We start from the raw sequence: 18183 nt of genomic DNA on the forward strand, positions 1-18183 counted from the left end.
CGACAGTCCGGGTGTCCGACAGTCCCGGGTACGCGGTGCGCCCCGCCCGGCGGTACCGGGCGGGGCGAGGTCGAGCGGGGCGATCGGATCAGTGCTTGCCCACGAAGATCCCGATGCCGTTGGCGACCATGCGTTCCGTACCGTCGGACGGGCTGTTGCGGGCGGTGGCCGCGGCCTGGCCCGGTTCGCGGACGGCGACCGTGCTCGAACCGCCGCCGTCGAGGTTCACCGCGGCGTCCGCGCCGAGCGAGCGCATCAGGTCGGCGAGTTCGGCGATCGTGAACCCGGCGCTTGCCGGTGCGCGGCCAGCCAGGGCGACCAGATAGACGGTCCGACCGTCGGGGCTGACGCCGGCCGCGCTGCGTACCGCGGCGGTCCTGGTGTCCAGGCCGGCCAGCGGCGCACCGTCGCGCAGGATCGGCGCGCCACCGACCGCGAAGGTCAGCTTCGGCTGGCCGGCGGAGACGAGCTTCTCGCGCACCTGCACCCGGTCGCCCACGGTGAGGTCGTCGAGCGCGTCCGCGCCGCCCTCGCGGCCGACGAGCACCTGGGTGTCGGCCGGGATCGCGCCCGCACCTGGCGTCCGACCCACCGTGGTCACCACACCGTCGCGGACGGTCACCTCGTAGGTGTGGGTGCTGCACGGGTCGCTGCGGCTCGTGTCGGTGCCGCAGGTGGCCCGGACCCGGGAAGCGGTGCCCCAGTCGGCGGTGAACAGGCCGACACCGTCGACCGGCAGCGCGTACTGGTTGAGGCCGCCAAGTGCGATCGCGCCCTTCCCGCTGCGCACCTCGCCGTCCAGGCTGAGGGTGTCGACGCGCGCCTTCCCGTTCACGCCGACGCCGAACACGTCCCGGGTCGAGGTGCCGGGGGCGAGGCCGGGGCCGAAGCGCTGCGCGGTCGGCACCGCGAACTTCAACTCGTCTCCGTCGGCGATCTCGGGACCGGACGACGAGTAGGTCGGGGTGACGCCGGCGTGCGTCTCGCTGTTGTTGAAGAAGTCGCCGTTTACGCCGGCGACGGCACCCTGCTCGTTCGTCATCGCCGAGACGACGGTGCGCTGGGCCACCGCGTCGGGGTGCAGCAGGTCCAGGGAGACCTTGTTCTTCTTCAGGTCGGCGGTGAGGAGGTAACCGACGGTGACGCCCCGGGGTGTGGTCACCTCGAACGAGCCGTAGGTGACGCCCGGGGCGAGCTGCTCGGTCGAGGTGATGGTGATCGGGGTGTCCGTCGCGGGTACCGTGGCGGTCGCGGCGTGGGCGACGCCGGCCGGCGTGACGAGCGCGGTCAGCCCCGCCGCGAGCAGCAGCGCCAGACGTGGGCGTACGAGGTGCGGTGACCTCATTGCCGCTCCTTTCCTGGTGCGTTCCCGGCCTGGGCCGGGATGGTCGAGCCGGGCCGGCGGTCGACCGGTCCGGCGATGATCTTCCTGGTCAGCCGATCATCCGGGGGTGAACACCGGAGACTGCGGACGTGAACCGCCCGCACCGTCTTGATCAACTGCCGGAGCGGCGACGACCCGGTCGGCGCGGTACCGGGGTGCCAAAAAGTTTTGTGCACTTCCTACAACTGAGCGACTGTTGGTTCGGTGGTTGCGCCATAGCGCTCGCCGTCGCCACCCGGAAAGGTGATCACTGCTGGGAGCCGTCGTCTCTCGGCACGCAGGTCGAGGTCTAGCTAAGGGGTCTTTCGGGTGTTCAACCGTGTCGCCATCGTCAACCGTGGTGAAGCCGCCATGCGGCTCATCCACGCGGTCCGCGAGCTGGCCGCGGAGACCGGCATCCAACTCGAAACCGTCGCTCTCTACACCGATGTCGACCGCAACGCCACGTTCGTCCGCGAAGCGGACATCGCGTACGACCTGGGCCCGGCGTCGGCCCGGCCGTACCTCAACCTGGCGGTGTTGGAGCGCGCCCTGACCGAGACCGGCGCCGACGCCGCGTGGGTCGGCTGGGGCTTCGTCGCCGAGGACCCGGCCTTCGCCGAACTGTGCGAGAAGATCGGCGTCACCTTCGTCGGGCCGAGCGCGGACGCCATGCGCCAGCTCGGCGACAAGATCGGGTCGAAGCTGATCGCCGAGAAGGTCGGCGTGCCGGTCGCGCCGTGGAGCCGCGGCGCCGTGGAAACCCTCGCCGCCGCCCGGGCCTCGGCAGCCGAGGTCGGCTACCCGCTGATGCTGAAGGCGACCGCCGGTGGTGGCGGGCGCGGCATCCGCGTGATCAGGAACGAGGCCGAACTCGACGACGCCTACGAGCGCACCAGCCAGGAGGCGGCGCGGGCGTTCGGCAGCGGCATCGTGTTCCTGGAGCGCCTGGTCACCGGGGCCCGGCACGTCGAGGTCCAGGTCATCGCCGACGGGCAGGGCACCGCGTGGGCGCTCGGCGTCCGCGACTGCTCGGTGCAGCGACGCAACCAGAAGGTCATCGAGGAGTCGGCGTCGCCGGTGCTCGACCCGGCGCAGGCCGCCGAGCTGAAGACGTCGGCCGAGCGGCTGGCCGTGGCGGTCGGCTACCGCGGCGCGGCGACGGTGGAGTTCCTCTACCACCCGGGCGACCGCCTGTTCGCCTTCCTGGAGGTCAACACCCGTCTCCAGGTCGAGCACCCGATCACCGAGCTGACCACCGGGTTCGACCTGGTCAAGGCGCAGCTGCACGTCGCCGGCGGCGGGCGGCTCGAGGGCGCCCCGCCGGCCGAGCGCGGCCACGCCATCGAGGCCCGGCTCAACGCCGAGGACCCCGACCGCGACTTCGCGCCGTCGCCCGGCCGCATCGCCCGGCTCGACCTGCCCAGCGGCCCCGGCATCCGGGTGGACACCGGCGTCAGCGAGGGCGACACCATCCCCGCCGACTTCGACTCGATGATCGCGAAGATCATCGCGTACGGCCGTGACCGCGACGAGGCGCTCGGCAGGCTGCGTCGGGCGATGGCGAACACCACGGTGATCATCGAGGGTGGGGCGACGAACAAGAGCTTCGTCCTCGACCTGCTCGACCAGCCCGAGGTGATCGACGCCAGCGCCGACACCGGCTGGATCGACCGCGTCCGCGCCGAGGGCCGGCTCGTCACGCACCGCCACTCCGCGGTCGCCCTGGCGGCCGCCGCCATCGAGTCGTACGAGGAGGAGGAGCGCGCCGAACGGCAGCGGCTGCTGTCCACGGCGGCCGGTGGACGGCCGCAGGTGCAGCACGCCAGTGGCCGACCGTTGGACCTCAAGCTGCGCGGCGTCTCCTACCGCACCCGCGTGGCGCGCGTCGGCCCGCACCGTTTCCGGGTCGGCATCGAGGTCGGCCCGGTCGTGCGCACCGCCGACGTCGAACTCGACCGCTTCGACCGGCACACCGGCCAGATCGTCGTCAACGGCGTCCGCTACCGCCTGCTCACCGGCACCTACGGGCCGACGCACCTGGTCGAGGTGGACGGCGTGACGCACCGGGTCAGCCGGGACGAGGGCGGCGTGCTGCGTTCCCCGATGCCCGCGCTCGTCGTCGCCACACCGCTTGAGGTCGGCGCCGAGGTCGAGGCCGGCGCGCCGGTGCTGGTGCTCGAAGCGATGAAGATGGAGACGGTGCTGCGGGCACCGTTCAAGGCGCGGCTCAAGGAGTGCGCCGTCTCGGTGGGCAGCCAGGTGGAGGCCGGTGCGCCGCTGCTGCGCCTGGAGCCGCTCACGGACGACGCCGAGGAAGCCGCGGACGACGCGAGCGCCGAGACCGTCGAGTTGGACCTGCCGACCGCCGCCGAGAACGTCCCGGCGGACGAGCGCAGCAGGCGCGGCCAGGAGGACCTGCGGGGTCTGCTGCTCGGCTTCGACGTCGACCCGCACGACGACCGTCGGGTGCTCGACGGCTACCTCACCGCCCGCCGGGAGGCCACCGAAGCCGGTCAACGGCCACTGGCCGCCGAACTCGACCTCATCGAGGTGTTCGCCGACCTGGCCGAGCTGAGCCGCAACCGGCCGACGGGCGAGGACGGCGGCGCCGCGCACGTGCACAGCGCCCGGGAGTACTTCCACACCTACCTGCAGAGCCTCGACGTCGAGCGGGCCGGGCTGCCGGACGCCTTCCAGACCCGGCTCGGCAAGGCCCTCGGCCGGTACGGCATCACCGACCTGGACCGCACCCCCGCGCTCGAAGCCGCCGTCTTCCGGATCTTCCTCGCCCAGCAGCGCGGCTCCGCGGACGCGCAGGTCGTCGCGGCGCTGCTGCGCGCCTGGCTGCGGGAGACCCCACCGGACGAGACGCTGCGTGAGCCGGCCGGCCTCGCCCTGGAGCGGCTGATCGCCGCCACCCAGGTCCGCTTCCCCGTGGTCGCCGACCTCGCCCGTGGCGTGGTGTTCGCCTGGTTCGCCCAGCCGCTGCTGCGCCGCAACCGCGCCCGCGTCTACGCCGAGGTCCGGGGGCACCTGCGGCACCTGGACGCGCACCCGGACGCGGCGGACCGCGCCGAGCGGATCGCCGCGATGGTACGCAGCACCGAGCCGCTGGTCCGGCTGCTCGGCCAACGACTCGTCCGCGACCACCTCGACAACGCGGTCATGCTGGAGGTGCTGACCCGGCGTTACTACGGCAACCGGTCGCTCACCAGCGTGCGTACCCGCGACGTCGCCGGCTGCACGTTCGTGATCGCCGGGCGCGCCGACTCGAGCGTGGTCTCCGCCGCGGTGAGCTTCGACGCGCTCGGCAGTGCCCTGCGTGGGCTGGCCGAGCTGGCCAGCGGCGAGGACGCCGTGGACGCCGACATCTACCTCGGTTGGGAGAACCAGCCGGAGGACTTCGACGCGATGGCGGCCGCGCTGGCCGAGGTCATCGCCGCGCACCCGCTGCCGCCTCAGGTCCGCCGGGTGACCACCACCGTCGCGGGGCGCGGCGGGGCGGTGATGCACCATCACTTCACCTTCCGCCCGTCGGGCGCGCCGCTGGCCGAGGACCGGCTGATCCGGGGGCTGCACCCGTACATCGCGCAGCGGATGCAGTTGGAGCGGCTGCACAAGTTCGACCTCACCCGGCTGCCGTCGTCCGACGAGGAGGTCTACCTCTTCCAGTGCGTGGCGCGGGAGAACCGGGCCGACGAGCGTCTCGTGGCGTTCGCGCAGGTGCGTGACCTGACCGAGCTTCGCGAGCAGGACGGCCGGCTGGTCGCGCTGCCGACGACCGAGGACGCCATCGCCGCCTGCCTCGACTCGATCCGCCGCGCCCAGTCGCGGCGGCCGTCGAAGACGCGCTTCAACACCAACCGGATCGTCGTCTACGTGTGGCCGCCGAGCGAGCTGACCCGCGAGGAGATGGAGATGATCGCCGGGCGGGTCCGCCCGACGACGGTGGGCGCCGGCCTGGAGGAGATCCTGTTCATCGCGCGGCAGCGCGACCGCCGCACCGGCGAGCTGACCCGGATGGCCGTACGGATCTCGTTCGACGCCGCGGGCGGCGCCGAGCTGGCCGTCGGGGAGCCGCCGGTCGAGCCGATCGAGCCGCTCGACGAGTACCGGCTCAAGGTGCTGCGGGCCAGCAGCCGCAACACCGTCTACCCGTACGAGCTGACCGGCCGGCTCGGTGACTTCGTCGAGCACGACCTCGACGACGAGCACAGGTTGGTGCCGGTGCAGCGCCCGAAGGGGCGCAACGCCGCCGCCATCGTCGCCGGGGTGGTCACCACCCCGACCGAGCGCTACCCGCAGGGTGTCACCCGGGTGGTGCTGCTCGGTGACCCGACGAAGTCGCTCGGCGCCCTGTCCGAGCCGGAGTGCCGACGGGTGATCGCCGCACTGGACCTGGCCGAGCAGATGAGGGTGCCGCTGGAGTGGTGGGCGCTCTCCGCGGGCGCCCGGATCTCGATGACCTCCGGCACGGAGAACATGGACTGGGTGGCCGCGGCGCTCAAGCGGATCGTCGAGTTCACCCAGGCCGGCGGTGAGATCAACATCGTGGTCGCGGGCATCAACGTCGGGGCGCAGCCGTACTGGAACGCCGAGGCGACGATGCTCATGCACACCAAGGGCATCCTGGTGATGACGCCCGACTCGGCGATGGTGCTCACCGGCAAGCAGTCGCTGGACTTCTCCGGTGGGGTGTCGGCCGAGGACAACTTCGGCATCGGCGGCTACGACCGGGTGATGGGGCCGAACGGGCAGGCGCAGTACTGGGCGCCGAACCTCACCGCCGCACGGGACGTGGTGATGGCGCACTACGACCACACGTACGTCGCCCCCGGCGAGGACGCGCCCCGGCGGGCGGTCACCACCGACCCGGCCGACCGGGACATCTCCTCCTTCCCGCACGACGTGGCGGGCAGCGCCTTCGCCACCGTCGGAGAGATCTTCTCCGTCGAGGCCAACCCGGACCGCAAGAAGCCGTTCGACATCCGTACGGTGATGCGGGCCCTCTCCGACCAGGACCACCCGGTGCTGGAGCGGTGGGCCGGCATGGCGGACGCGGACACCGCCGTCGTGCAGGACGTCCACCTCGGTGGCATCCCGGTCTGCCTGCTCGGCATCGAGTCCCGGTCGGTGCCCCGGCACGGCTTCCCGCCCACCGACGGCCCGGACACCTACACGGCAGGCACGCTCTTCCCCCGCTCGTCGAAGAAGGCCGCGCGGGCCATCAACGCGGCAAGTGGCAACCGGCCGCTCGTCGTGCTGGCGAACCTGTCCGGCTTCGACGGCTCACCGGAGTCGATGCGCAAGCTGCAACTGGAGTACGGCGCAGAGATCGGCCGGGCCATCGTGAACTTCCAGGGGCCCATCGTCTTCTGCGTCATCTCGCGCTACCACGGCGGTGCGTTCGTGGTGTTCTCGAAGGCGTTGAACCCGAACATGACGGTGCTGGCGCTTGAGGGCTCGTTCGCCTCGGTGCTCGGTGGCGCACCCGCCGCCGCGGTGGTGTTCTCCGCCGACGTCAACGCCCGGACGGCCGCCGACGCGCGGGTACGGGACCTGGAGGCTCGGGTCGCGGCCGCCAACGGCACCGAACGCGCCGCGCTGACCGCCGAACTCGACGAGCTGCGTTCGTCGGTGCGGGCGGAGAAGCTCGGCGAGGTGGCCGCGGAGTTCGACCGGGTGCACAACATCCACCGCGCCGTCGAGGTGGGCTCGGTGGACGCCGTCGTCCGCGCCGCCGAGCTGCGTCCGCGCATCATCGAGGCCATCGAGGCCCGCCTGGGGTAGGCCGGTCGGTGCTCCGACGACGTCAGCACCACCGGTCGTCGACCGGTGGTGCTGACCGTGCCGGGGTGACGTGAGGTCTAGCTGAGCGCGGCGTTCAGGACGACGGCGATGACGAGCCAGACGATGACCGTGCCGACACCGACGCCGACCATGGCGAGCGCCTTGACGGCGGTTGCCATCCGGGTGCGGGCGACTGCGAGGTTCGCCGCGACGCCCAACGCCCCGACCAGCGCGCCCAGGATGCCACCGACGGTGAACAGCAGGATCGGCAGCATCACCAGGATGCGCAGGAAGACGGGCATGGCAGGCCCGGTCCGGTGCCGCACACCGTTGACCTCGACGGTCGGGTAGGGGTCGGCGAGGACGTTGCGCACCGTGGCTTGGACGACACCACCGTCCACTGTTGGCAACGCGTAGTTTCTGCCCGTCCTCTGGGCTGGCACTCCGCCGACGGTGACAGCGGGATGGCCCCAGATTGCCTTGGTGGCGACGACGACCGGGCCAGCCACGCCGACGATGTTGAGAGGTTCGGTGTTCACCGGCGTGATCTTAGGAAGCGCAACCCGCCTCGTCCATCTCGTTGACCGTGCGGATCGTCCGCCACGTCAGGTGGCGCGGTACGTCGCAGCCGGGCGGCCACGTCGGTCGGCGTGCACCCGCAGGGCGACCTGCTGTGCCATCGTCCCGGACGGGAAGAACAGCGCCTCGTCCTTGCCGAGCAGGGATGCCATCCGCCGCTCCAGCACAGCCACCGGTCCGTCCGGCCCGTGCGGTGGCGTGTCGGGGTCGACCTGAGCCAGCATCGAGCGCAGCATGTCGTGCGGTCGACGGTGCAGGTCCGAGTGCAGGAAGAGGGAACGTCGCACGACCATCGCGGGGCATCCAATTCGGCGGGGCCGGGCCCGCGGCGGCGGGGGTGCCCGGCCAGGCTTACCGGTCCGGCAGCCCACCTTGTTGCAATATGTTGGCAATAGCTGATGCTCGCGGGGTACGTGCCTCGGCCGGTCAGTTCCACCGGTCCTGGTTGAGGAACCGCGCGAAACCCCGCCACGAGTTCGGCCCCATCATCCCGTCGATCGGGCCGGCGCAGCCCCACCCCGAGGCGAGGCGCTGGACGGCCTTCCAGGTGTTCGTTCCCGGCACGCCGTCGAGCGGACCGGTGTAGCCGTAGCCGCGCATGGCGTGTTGCAGTGCGGCATAGGTCCGCGTACCGGGCACGCCGTCCATCGGGCCGGGCTAGCCGGAGGTGATCCGCAGCCAGTTCTGCATGCGTTGGTAGAAGATGGTGCCGGGAATGTCGTCCTGCTCGGTGGATGTCTTCGGCAGGCCCCCGCCACCCGGGTTCTGGTTGACGTAGGTCAGCGGGTTGATGCGTACACCGCCGGGGTTGATCATGTGCCAGTGCACGTGTGGGCCCGTCGAGCTGCCGGAACCGGGGGCACCGGCCGCACCACCCGAGCGGCCCACGATCGCGCCGGCGCCGACGGCGGTGCCGTTGGCCAGCAGGAACTGCGACAGGTGCAGGTACTGGCTGCGGTAGCCGTCCGCGTGCTGGATCGTCACCGTGTGGCCGCCCGTACCGTTGTTCGGGATGTTCTGGATCGTGCCGGCACCGCAGGCCGGCAGGTTCGTCCCGACGCCCATGGCGAAATCGATGCCGCCCAACGAGCCGCGGTTGAGGTGGTCCTGCCAACTTCCGGTGATCGGGTAGCCAGCGAACGGGTCGCAGATGACCATGGACCACCGAGGGTAGCCGGCGAAATGATTTCGACCAATGTCGGCAGCGCCGCACGGGAACGGGAAGCCGCCCTCAGCCGATTCGTCGCCCGTGACCCGGGTCGGCCTCAGCCTGCCAGGCGGCGACGAGGTCCTCGCGCGCCCGCGCGACCCGGGAACGGATCGTGCCGACAGGGCACTGGCAGACGTCCGCCGCCTCGGCGTACGACAGGCCGAGCACCTGGGTGGCGACGAACGCCTCGCGGCGCTCCCGGCTCAGACCGGCGATCAACTGGTGCAGGGTCACGCCCTCGTCGGCGCCGGCCGTGATCGCGCCGGCGGCCTCGGCCGCAGCCTGCCAGTCCGGCACCGACGCCACCCTCGGCCGGACCACCGCCGTCCGGACGTGATCCACCGCGACGCGCCGGGCGATGGTGAACACCCAGGTGCGGGCCGACGAGCGGCCGGCGAAGCCGGGCAGGTTGCGAAACGCCCGCAGGAACGTCTCCTGGGTCAGGTCGTCGGCCTCCCCCGGCCCGGCCAGGTGCGACAGGAACCGCCAGACCTGGTCCTGCAGGGCCCGGATGAACGCCGTGGCGGCCTGCCGGTCACCCTGGCCCGCCTCCCGCGCCCACCGGGTCACCTGGTCGTCGTCAGCGACACCGCTCCGCACCGACCACCGTCCTGTGTGCCACGGGCGCTCCTCCATGCCGGGATGCCGTCGTCGGAACGCCGCCGGTCGGCCGCGCACTCTGGTGGTCGTCGGCCGGTCCGGAAAAGTTCCCGGGCTGCCCCGATCAGCTCGGGAGCGCAAGCTCGGGCATGCTCCACGATCGCCAGAGCCGGCTGTAGCCGCCCCCGGCCGCCAGCAGTTCGGCGTGCGTGCCGTGCTCGGCGACGTGCCCCTGCTCCAGGACGACGATGCGGTCCGCGGTGGCCGCCTGGCTGAGACGGTGGGCGACGACAAGCGTGGTACGGCCCTCGGTGGCCGCCACGGCGGCGCGGTCGAGGTCCCGCGCGCCGGCGCTGCCCGCCTCGGCGGTGGCCTCGTCGAGGACCGCGACGGCGGGATCGGCGAGGACGAGCCGGGCCAGCGCGAGCTGCTGCGCCTGGGCCGAGGTGAGCTGCCGCCCACCCTCCCCCACCGCGGTGGCGAGACCGTCCGGCAGGGTCCGCACCCATTCGGTGGCGCCGACGAGGTCGAGGGCGGCGGCGATCTCGGCGTCGGTGGCGTCCGGGTCGGCGAGGCGCAGGTCGTCGGCGAGCGGCCCGGCGAAGACGTGCACCTCCTGGCTGATCAGCGCGATCTCACGACGGAGCCGGTGCTCGTCGAGCTGTGCCAGCGGCACGCCGCGCAGCGTCACCGCGCCGTGGGTGGGCGCGATGATGCCGGCGATGATGCCGGCCAGGGTGCTCTTGCCCGCGCCGCTCGCGCCGACCAGGGCGACCCGCTCCCCTGGTGCGAGCCGCAGGGCGATGTCCCGCAGCACCACCGGCCCGTCGTCGTAGCGGTGCTGCGCGACTGCCACCTCGAGTGCCGCCGGCATGGCCCGCCCGTGGCCCGCGGGTGCGGTGCCGGCGGGTACCGCGGTGTCCGGCAGGGTGGTGACCCCGACGAGCCGGGCGAGGCTGGCCCCGGCCTGCAACACCGAGTCCGACTCGAACAGCAGCAGGCCGATGGGGTTGAAGAGGCGGTGGAAGTAGAGCGCGGCCGTGGTGGCGGCGCCGACGGTGGCCAGGTCCTCGCGGACCAGCAGGAAACCGGCGAGCAGCACGGCGGCGAGCCCCACGAACTCCGAGCGGTTGATACGCAGCCCGAAGCGGGTGAAGAGGCCGAAGATCTCCAGCGACAGGTCGCGGGCGACGCCGGAGCGATCCGCGATCCGGGTGACGTGCGCGTCCTCCATCCGGTAGGCGCGTACGGTGGCCGCGCCCCGCAGCGCCTCGGCCGTCGCCTGCGCCCGCTCGCCGGTCGCCACCCGCTCGCGCGCGTAGTACGGCACCGACCGTTTGAGGTACCACCGCAGCGCCACCGCGTACGCCGGGGCCGCGACCAGCCCGGCGATGCCGAGTCGCCAGTCGAGGGCGAAGAGCCCCGCCGCGGTCAGCACGACGGACAACACCGCGCCGAGGAAGGCGGGGCCGCTGGTGGCGATCACGTTCGTCACCACTGCCACGTCGTCGCCGGCCCGGGCCACCAGGTCGCCGGTCCCGGCCCGCTCTAGGGTTGCCGACGGCAGGTGCAGGGCGCGGTCGAGGACCCGCTCCCGGAGTCGGGCCAGCACGGTCTCGCCGAGGCGCGCGGCGACCGCCGCTCCGGCCGCGGTGAGGAGCCCCGCGAGCACGGCGGCGCCGGCGATCACGCCGGCCCAGGCCAGCACCCGTGGCGTGTCGGTGCCGGCGATGACGTCGTCGACGAGGCGGCCGAGCACCCAGGGGGCGACGAGCCCGGTCGCGGCAGCGGCGACGAGCAACGTGCCGGCGACGGCGGTGAGGCCCGGGAGGAGGGCCAGTTCGGTACGGAGGGCGGTCCAGGTCTGCCGGCCGGTGGCCGTCGGCAGGAGCTGCCGGGTGGTCGGCTCGGTCGTCATCGCAGGGTCTCCTCGCGGTAGCGGGCGTCGCTGGCGAGCAGTCGTTCGTGGGTCCCCTCGGCGACGACCCGTCCCCGGTCGATCACCGCGACCCGGTCGGTGATCCGCAGCAGCGTCGGGCTGGTGGTGACGAGCACCGTGCCGCGGGCGCCCGCCCCGCGCGCCTCGGCGAGTCTGGTGGCGAGCAGCGCCTCGGTCACCGCGTCGACAGCAGTGGTGGGGTTGTGCAGCACCAGCACCGGCGGGTCGGCGACGAGCGCCCGCGCCAACCCGATGCGCTGGCGCTGCCCGCCGGAGAGGTTCGCTCCGCGTTCGGTGAGCAGGCGGTCCAACCCGTGCGGGTGCGCGGCGAGCACGTCCTCGGCGGCGGCAGCCCGTACGGCGGCACGCAGGACCTCGTCGTCGACGGGCGCGCCGGCGCTCAGGTTGGCGCGGAGCGTCCCCTCGAACAGCGCCACGTCGTGCTGCTCCACCAGGACGAGGGCGCGCGCGGCGTCGGTGTGCAGTTCGTCGGCGGGCACGCCGTCGACGCGGACCGTCCCCCGGTGCTCCGCGCGGGGCACCCGGCCGGCCAGCAGCGCCACAAGTGCCTCGGCCTCGCTCGGGTCGTAGGCGAGTACACCCAGGATCTCACCGGCGCTTACGCGCAGGTCGACGTCGTCGAGGCCGGCGTACGAGACCCGGTCGAGGGCGAGCCGGGTGAGGCTCGGGGTGGGCGGCCCGGCGTCGCCCGGCTGGACGACCGGCGGGGCACCGAGGACCCGGGCCACCCGTCCGGCGGAGGCTCGGGCCATGGCGAACAGTTGGACGCAGTACCCGAGCGTCTGCACCGGCTCGGCGATGAACTGGGCCAGCCCGACCACGGCGACGAGTTCGCCGATGGTGAGCCGCCCCTGCAGCGCGAGCCAGCCGGCGACTCCGGCGACCGTGGCGAGGAAGAGACCGTTGACAGTGGTGGTGAGCCCGAGGTGCAGACCCTTGGTGGTGGCGGCGCGCAGGGTGACGTCCAGCGCGTGCCGGCTGGCGGCCGCGTACCGGCGGGCGGCGTGGTCCTGCGCCCCGATGCCGCGCAGCACGCGCAGGCCGGTGACGAGGTCGACGGCGAGCGCGGTGGTGGCCGCGAGCGCCTCCTGCTGCGACGTGCTGCGCCGGGTGAGCAGCGGCGCCATCCGCTGGAGAGCGACCACCAGCAGGGGTACGCCGATGAGCACCCCGAGGCCGAGGGGTATGTCGACGACGAGCAACGCGACGGCCGCGACCACGATGGCGGTCAGCGCCGCGGCGGTGAGCCCGGCGACGCGTACGACGAGCGCGGACAGCTCGGCGTCCGAGGCGGTCACGGAGAGCAGCTCGCCGTCGCGCAGGCCCGACCGGCGTCCGCGCGGGTCGAGGGCGCTGCGGGCGATCTCGACCCGGGTGGCGTGCGCCTCGTGTTCGACGGCGGCGAACGCCAGTCGCGCGCCGGTCCGGTAGGCGAAGGCGAGCACCGTGAACAGGGCGGCCAGACCGGCGAGCGAGAGCACCAGGGCGCCGACGTCGCCGGTCGCCACCGCGCGGTCGATGACCACGCCGATGGCGACCGGGACGAGGGCTTCGGTGGCCTGGTGGGTGCAGAGCAGCGCGATGCCCCCGGCGACCCGGCCGCGCTGTCGACGCAGCGCGCGACGGAGCACCACGGCGCCGGTGGTCTCGACGACTGTCATGCGCGGATCGATGAGGGCACGCGGCTGACTCCGTTACGATTAGGGCAGGCTAACCTAACATGACTCCGCAGCGGGGTCGGAGCCACCCGTCACCACGGGCGTGCCGGGTGGGCCGGGCGCCACGCCGCTCACCAGTCATGGACCGTGCCGTCCTTGAGCCGGTTGAACGGCAGGTACGCCGGCTCGTACGGGAACCGGGCCGCCACCTCCTCGTCGAGTTCCACCCCGAGCCCCGGCTGGTCGCCCGGGTGCAGGTAGCCGTCGGTGAAGGTGAACGACTGCCGGAACACCTCGTCGGCAAGCGGGGTGTGCTTCATGTACTCCTGGATCCCGAAGTTGTGGATGGCCAGGTCCAGGTGCAGCGCCGCGGCCATCCCCACCGGTGAGATGTCGGTGGGGCCGTGGATGCCGGACTTGATCTGGTACTGGGCGGCGAAGTCGAGCAGCTTGCGCATCGCGGTGATGCCGCCGGTGTGGGTGACCGCCGACCGGACGTAGTCGATCAACTGCTCCCGGATCAGGGTCTGGTAGTCCCAGACGGTGTTGAAGACCTCGCCGATGGCGAGCGGGGTGGTGGTGTGCTGGCGCACCAGCCGCAGTGCCTCCTGGTTCTCGGCCGGGGTGCAGTCCTCCAGCCAGAACAGGTCGTACGGTTCGAGGGCCTTGCCGAGCTTGGCGGCCTGGATCGGGGTCATCCGGTGGTGGCCGTCGTGCAGCAACGGCAGCTCCGGGCCGAACTCGGCACGCACCGCCTCGAAGACCGTGGGCAGGTGGCGCAGGTACGCCCGGGTGTCCCAGTCCTCCTCGGCGGGCAGTGGGGTGCGCTGCGCGGGCTCGTAGTCGTAGCGCTGACCGGTGGCGCTGGGCTGTGCGGCCACACCGTAGACGGCGTTGATCCCCGGCACCGAGGTCTGCACCCGGATCGACCGGAAGCCCTCGTCGAGGTGGCGGCGGATCGAGTCGAACAGCTCCGGGATGTCCCGTCCGGACGCGTGCCCGTACGCCATGATGCCGGTGCGGGACGCTCCGCCCAGCAACTGGTAGAGCGGCATGCCCGCGGCCTTGGCCTTGATGTCCCAGAGCGCGACGTCGACGGCGGCGATGGCCGCCATGGTCACCGGCCCACGCCGCCAGTACGCCGAGCGGTAGAGGAACTGCCAGGTGTCCTCGATCCGGTGCGCGTCGCGCCCCATCAGCAGCGGGGCGACGTGGTCACGCAGGTACGAGGCGACGGAGAGTTCGCGGCCGTTGAGCGTGGCGTCGCCCAGGCCGGTGATGCCGTCATCGGTGGTGATCTTGAGGGTGACGAAGTTCCGGTCGGGGCTGGTCACGATGACGTCTGCTGCGACGATCTTCACGGGGTGCCTTTCCGTCGGTGCCGGTCGGGGGGCGGTAGGTGTCGTGCTCACCGGCCATCGAGGGACGCTACGCGGCCTCCCGCTCGGGATGAAGCCACTGTGGAGCAGACCGTCCCGTCCGTGGCGCTCAGCCCGGACCGGCGCGTGCCGGCGCACGATGATCGGGTGATGAGAAACAGGTCAGGAAGGGGTCCTGGTACCTGTTTTTCATCACCCGATCATGGTTGGTGCGGCCACGGGGCGAGCGCCGGCGCTACTGGGTGCTGCTGCCGCCCGGTCGACCCGCACCAGAGGGCCGGTGCGCGATGCGGGGCGCCCGCACGGCGGAGGCGTTGACCGACCCCGGGCGGTAGTCCCGTGCCGCGCTGGCCACCATCTCGTCGGTGTCGCGGGCGAGCGCCTGCCGGATGTGCGGCGGCACGAACTCGGACGTCGCCATCGCCAGCCGGACCTGCACCGCGCGGTCGTCGACCAGGCGGGCGAAATCCGCCTCGCTCAGCTCGACGGCCCGCACCAGCGCGGCGCGGACGTCGACCACCGGGTCCGCCGCGAGCGCGCTGCGCTGCTCGGCGGTGGTCCGCGGGTTGCGGGCGACTCCCTTGCGTACGCGTGCGGTGCGATCGGCCAGCAGGGCGGTGATCACGTCGGGGTCGTGGGTGTGGGTGGCGAGTCGTTCCCGTACCTCGGGTGACACGTCCTCGATCAGCCGGGCGGCCAGCTCCGGCTCCAGCTCACGACTCTCCGCGAGGAGACCGCGAAGCTCCTTGTCCGAGGTCTCCGACATGACCCGACGGATCGACTCGTCACCGGCCGGGTTGCCGGCCACCGCCCAGCGGACCCACCGGTCGGCGTCCTTGACCAGGCGCATCAGGTTGCCGACTGAGGTCGAGGGGTTCCTGGCGACGGCCTCCCGGACCTGACGATCGTGGTCCCTGGTGAGCGGGCGCAGGGCCTGCGCCGGTGCGTCCACCCGGGTGGCCACCGCCTTGCGGACCACTGGCGACGGGTCGGAGGCCAGGTCGATAAGGGTCATTTGTGGCGTTGTGGGGTCTTGCGCGAGGGCCAGTCGTGCGTCAGCGCCACCACCGATCGGACGATGCTCGGTGGTGCTGGACCGGCTGTGTCGGTCGGCTGCGCCGACGTCCTGCTGTTTCCCCATCGCGCAATCATGTCACGCACCCGATCTGACCTCCGGCGGCAGCGGCGCGATCAGCGCTGGGCGGGCAGTCGCAGGCCGGCCATGCCGCCGTCGACAGCCAGCGAGGTGCCGGTCACCGACCTGGTCGCGGGCGAGGCCAGGTAGAGGACGGCGGCGGCCACCTCGTCGGCGGTCACCAGCCGGCCGGTGGGCTGACGGGCGGCCAGGTGGCGCTTCTCCGCCGTGGGGTCGGCCGCACCGGCGAGCAGGCGGGCCACCCACGGGGTGTCGACGGTGCCCGGGGCGACACAGTTGACCCGGACCCCCTCGGTCACCAGGTCGGCGGCCATGGCGAGGGTGAGGGCGTGCACGGCGCCCTTCGACGCCGAGTACAGGGCGCGTTTGGGCAGACCTGTGGTCGCCGCGATCGAGGAGATGTTGACGATGGCGGCGGACGACGACCGGCGCAGGTACGGCAGGGCGACGGCGCTCGTGCGGGCCACGCCGGAGACGTTCACGTCGAGCACCCTGCTCCACTGCTCGTCGTCGTCGTCCTCCACGGTGCCGACCGCCGAGACAGCAGCGTTGTTCACCAGGATGTCGACGCCGCCGAACACCTCCGCCACCGACGCGAGGGCCGCGCTCACCGAGGACCTGTCGGCCACGTCGGCCGCGACCGGGTGCACCCGAGGGTCCCCGGGCAGGCCCGAGACGTCCAGGTCCAACACCCCCACCCGGGCGCCGGCGTCCAGGAATGCGCGTACGCAGGCGTTTCCGATGCCCGATCCACCGCCGGTCACCACCGCCACCAGGCCGTCACACCGCATGCTTCTCTCCCCTGCCATCAGGCGTTCGTGAGCGGGCTGCGCTGACGGCCGAGGCCGTCGATCTCGACCTCCATCACGTCGCCGGCGACGAGGTACGGGAACCGGCCGGAGAGCGCCACCCCCTCCGGGGTGCCGGTGTTGATGACGTCGCCCGGGTCCAGGACCGTGTACTGCGACAGGTGCCAGACCAGGTAACCCACGTCGAAGATCATGTCCTTGGTGCTGGAGTCCTGCCGGGGCTCGCCGTTGACCCAGGAGCGCAGTCGCAACGCCTGCGGGTCGGCGATCTCGTCGGCGGTGGCCAGCCACGGGCCGAGCGGTTGGAACGTCTCGCAGGACTTGCCCTTGGACCACTGTCCACCGGAGACGGCGAGTTGGAAGTCGCGCTCGGAGACGTCGTTGGACAGCGCGTACCCGGCGACGTGCGCGAGGGCGTCGGACGGTGTGGCGAGGTAGCGGGCCCGGCGCCCGATCACCACCGCCAACTCCACCTCCCAGTCGGTCTTCGTCGAGCCGCGCGGGATCAGGACGTCGTCGTGGGGGCCGACGACGGTGTTGGGTGCCTTGTAGAAGATGATCGGTGCGGTCGGTGGCTCGGCGCCCGACTCGGCGGCGTGCGCGGCGTAGTTCTGCCCGACGCAGAGCACCACCCCGGGGCGGGCGATGGGCGCGCCGATCCGCTGGCCGGTGATGTCCACCTCGGGCAGGTCGGTGGCCTCGCGGACCCGCTGGACGCCGTCGCCGGCGAGGAACTCCCCGTCGATGTCGGCGGTGAGCGACGAGAGGTCGAAGTGCCGACCATCGGCGAACAGCACGGGACGCTCCCGCCCCACGGGCCCGACGCGCATGAACTTCACGAACCGACCTCCACTGCGGCGGTGAGCCTATTTCCTATAGGATGGTGCACCTGTTAGTGGTTACCCGCTCACGCCAGCACAGTCAAGGGGTTGCTGAAGGAGACGAGATGGCCCAGCAGGACGCGCGCGAGGGCCGGCTCCGCCCCGCCCGACGACTCACCCTCGCCGAGGACGTCTACGAGTCGATAAAGACGCTCGTCATGGACCACATCCTGCCTCCGGGTGAGCGGGTCAACATCGACGCGCTCGCCCGCGAGCTGGACGTCTCCCCCACCCCGGTCCGCGAGGCCCTCGCTCGGCTGGAGGCCGACGGCCTGGTCCGCAAACGCCCGCTCTCCGGCTACACCACCACGCCGTTGCTGACCCGCGCCGAGTTCGACGACCTGTTCGACGTCCGGCACCTGCTGGAGGGCGCCACCGCCGCGCGGGCCGCCACGCACGCCTCCGCCGAAGCGCGCGAACGGATCAGTGCCGAGGCGGCCGCGAGCATCGACGTGGAGGCCGGCGACGGCTACCGGCGGCACGCCGCGTTCACCGCGCTGGACGCGACGTTCCACGACCTGATCGCCGAGGCATCCGGCAGCCCCCTGCTGCGGGACACCATCACCCGGCTGCACTCACACCTGCACCTGCACCGGCTGTACTTCCCGGTCGCCGGCGCACCGGACACCACCACCGAGCACCAGCTCATCGCCGCCGCCATCGCCGCCGGCGACGCGGCAGCCGCCAGCGAGGCGATGCGCGCCCACCTCAGCGCCGCCCGCGAGCGCCACCTGCCCGCCTTCGACGGGCCCCCCGGCCCCGCAACGCCGCGCGACTCGGCCTGACCCACCCCGG

Annotated in this window: 14 protein-coding genes; 2 read left to right on the forward strand and 12 right to left on the reverse strand. The window is 72.6% G+C overall.

The window, feature by feature from the left end; all coding sequences use genetic code 11:
- Positions 1-88 precede the first annotated feature (88 nt).
- Positions 89-1345, reverse strand: coding sequence for a phosphodiester glycosidase family protein (locus AB0C15_RS11010; RefSeq protein WP_357351006.1), 1257 nt, complete (start codon positions 1343-1345; stop codon positions 89-91).
- 348 nt (positions 1346-1693) lie between these two features.
- On the opposite strand from AB0C15_RS11010, the gene AB0C15_RS11015 reads away from it, so the two are divergent.
- Positions 1694-7156, forward strand: a complete 5463-nt coding sequence (locus AB0C15_RS11015; RefSeq protein ID WP_357351008.1) for a carboxyl transferase domain-containing protein — start codon at positions 1694-1696, stop codon at positions 7154-7156.
- Between the two features lie 77 nt (positions 7157-7233).
- Here the strand turns inward: AB0C15_RS11015 and AB0C15_RS11020 are convergent, their stop codons facing one another.
- The 11 genes from AB0C15_RS11020 to AB0C15_RS11070 form a co-directional block, all read right to left on the reverse strand.
- Entirely contained in the window at positions 7234-7695 is a 462-nt protein-coding gene (locus tag AB0C15_RS11020) for a hypothetical protein (RefSeq protein WP_357351010.1), read from the reverse strand.
- 66 nt (positions 7696-7761) lie between these two features.
- Positions 7762-8028, reverse strand: a complete 267-nt coding sequence (locus AB0C15_RS11025) for a beta-eliminating lyase-related protein (RefSeq protein WP_357351012.1) — start codon at positions 8026-8028, stop codon at positions 7762-7764.
- 133 nt (positions 8029-8161) lie between these two features.
- A complete protein-coding gene (locus AB0C15_RS11030; protein ID WP_357351014.1) occupies positions 8162-8383 on the reverse strand; it encodes a hypothetical protein in 222 nt (73 codons plus the stop codon).
- A gap of 9 nt (positions 8384-8392) precedes the next feature.
- Positions 8393-8893, reverse strand: a complete 501-nt coding sequence (locus AB0C15_RS11035; protein ID WP_357351016.1) for a M23 family metallopeptidase — start codon at positions 8891-8893, stop codon at positions 8393-8395.
- Positions 8894-8966: 73 nt separating this feature from the next.
- A complete protein-coding gene (locus AB0C15_RS11040; RefSeq protein WP_357351018.1) occupies positions 8967-9581 on the reverse strand; it encodes a sigma-70 family RNA polymerase sigma factor in 615 nt (204 codons plus the stop codon).
- A gap of 88 nt (positions 9582-9669) precedes the next feature.
- A complete protein-coding gene (locus AB0C15_RS11045) occupies positions 9670-11463 on the reverse strand; it encodes an ABC transporter ATP-binding protein (protein WP_357351020.1) in 1794 nt (597 codons plus the stop codon).
- Positions 11460-13166: an ABC transporter ATP-binding protein gene (locus tag AB0C15_RS11050; RefSeq protein ID WP_357351021.1), complete on the reverse strand. Its 1707-nt coding sequence runs from the start codon at positions 13164-13166 to the stop codon at positions 11460-11462. The genes AB0C15_RS11045 and AB0C15_RS11050 overlap by 4 nt, the downstream gene beginning before the upstream one ends.
- Positions 13167-13294: 128 nt before the next feature.
- The gene (gene manD / locus AB0C15_RS11055) at positions 13295-14575 is read right to left on the reverse strand and encodes a D-mannonate dehydratase ManD (protein WP_357351024.1); all 1281 of its coding nucleotides are present in this window, start codon (positions 14573-14575) and stop codon (positions 13295-13297) included.
- Between the two features lie 202 nt (positions 14576-14777).
- The gene (locus AB0C15_RS11060) at positions 14778-15557 is read right to left on the reverse strand and encodes a hypothetical protein (protein WP_357351025.1); all 780 of its coding nucleotides are present in this window, start codon (positions 15555-15557) and stop codon (positions 14778-14780) included.
- 176 nt (positions 15558-15733) lie between these two features.
- A complete protein-coding gene (locus tag AB0C15_RS11065; protein ID WP_357351026.1) occupies positions 15734-16507 on the reverse strand; it encodes an SDR family oxidoreductase in 774 nt (257 codons plus the stop codon).
- Positions 16507-17346 (reverse strand): fumarylacetoacetate hydrolase family protein, encoded by an 840-nt coding sequence (locus AB0C15_RS11070; RefSeq protein ID WP_357351027.1) that lies wholly within the window; start codon positions 17344-17346, stop codon positions 16507-16509. Before AB0C15_RS11070 ends, AB0C15_RS11065 begins: the two co-directional genes overlap by 1 nt.
- A 107-nt stretch (positions 17347-17453) precedes the next feature.
- On the opposite strand from AB0C15_RS11070, the gene AB0C15_RS11075 reads away from it, so the two are divergent.
- Positions 17454-18173: a GntR family transcriptional regulator gene (locus AB0C15_RS11075; protein ID WP_357351028.1), complete on the forward strand. Its 720-nt coding sequence runs from the start codon at positions 17454-17456 to the stop codon at positions 18171-18173.
- Positions 18174-18183 lie beyond the last annotated feature (10 nt).

The sequence above is a fragment of the Micromonospora sp. NPDC048835 genome (assembly GCF_040649995.1).
In the GTDB taxonomy this organism is placed as follows: Bacteria; Actinomycetota; Actinomycetes; order Mycobacteriales; family Micromonosporaceae; genus Micromonospora.

What these genes read in the sequence shown, in the direction of transcription:
- AB0C15_RS11050 (WP_357351021.1), bottom strand. Translation starts at nt 13,166, where the DNA reads ATGACAGTCGTCGAGACCACCGGCGCCGTGGTGCTCCGTCGCGCGCTG.
- AB0C15_RS11035 (WP_357351016.1), bottom strand. Translation starts at nt 8,893, where the DNA reads ATGGTCATCTGCGACCCGTTCGCTGGCTACCCGATCACCGGAAGTTGG.
- AB0C15_RS11010 (WP_357351006.1), bottom strand. Translation starts at nt 1,345, where the DNA reads ATGAGGTCACCGCACCTCGTACGCCCACGTCTGGCGCTGCTGCTCGCG.
- AB0C15_RS11030 (WP_357351014.1), bottom strand. Translation starts at nt 8,383, where the DNA reads ATGGACGGCGTGCCCGGTACGCGGACCTATGCCGCACTGCAACACGCC.
- AB0C15_RS11065 (WP_357351026.1), bottom strand. Translation starts at nt 16,507, where the DNA reads ATGGCAGGGGAGAGAAGCATGCGGTGTGACGGCCTGGTGGCGGTGGTG.
- AB0C15_RS11040 (WP_357351018.1), bottom strand. Translation starts at nt 9,581, where the DNA reads ATGGAGGAGCGCCCGTGGCACACAGGACGGTGGTCGGTGCGGAGCGGT.
- AB0C15_RS11075 (WP_357351028.1), top strand. Translation starts at nt 17,454, where the DNA reads ATGGCCCAGCAGGACGCGCGCGAGGGCCGGCTCCGCCCCGCCCGACGA.
- AB0C15_RS11060 (WP_357351025.1), bottom strand. Translation starts at nt 15,557, where the DNA reads ATGACCCTTATCGACCTGGCCTCCGACCCGTCGCCAGTGGTCCGCAAG.
- AB0C15_RS11045 (WP_357351020.1), bottom strand. Translation starts at nt 11,463, where the DNA reads ATGACGACCGAGCCGACCACCCGGCAGCTCCTGCCGACGGCCACCGGC.
- AB0C15_RS11025 (WP_357351012.1), bottom strand. Translation starts at nt 8,028, where the DNA reads ATGGTCGTGCGACGTTCCCTCTTCCTGCACTCGGACCTGCACCGTCGA.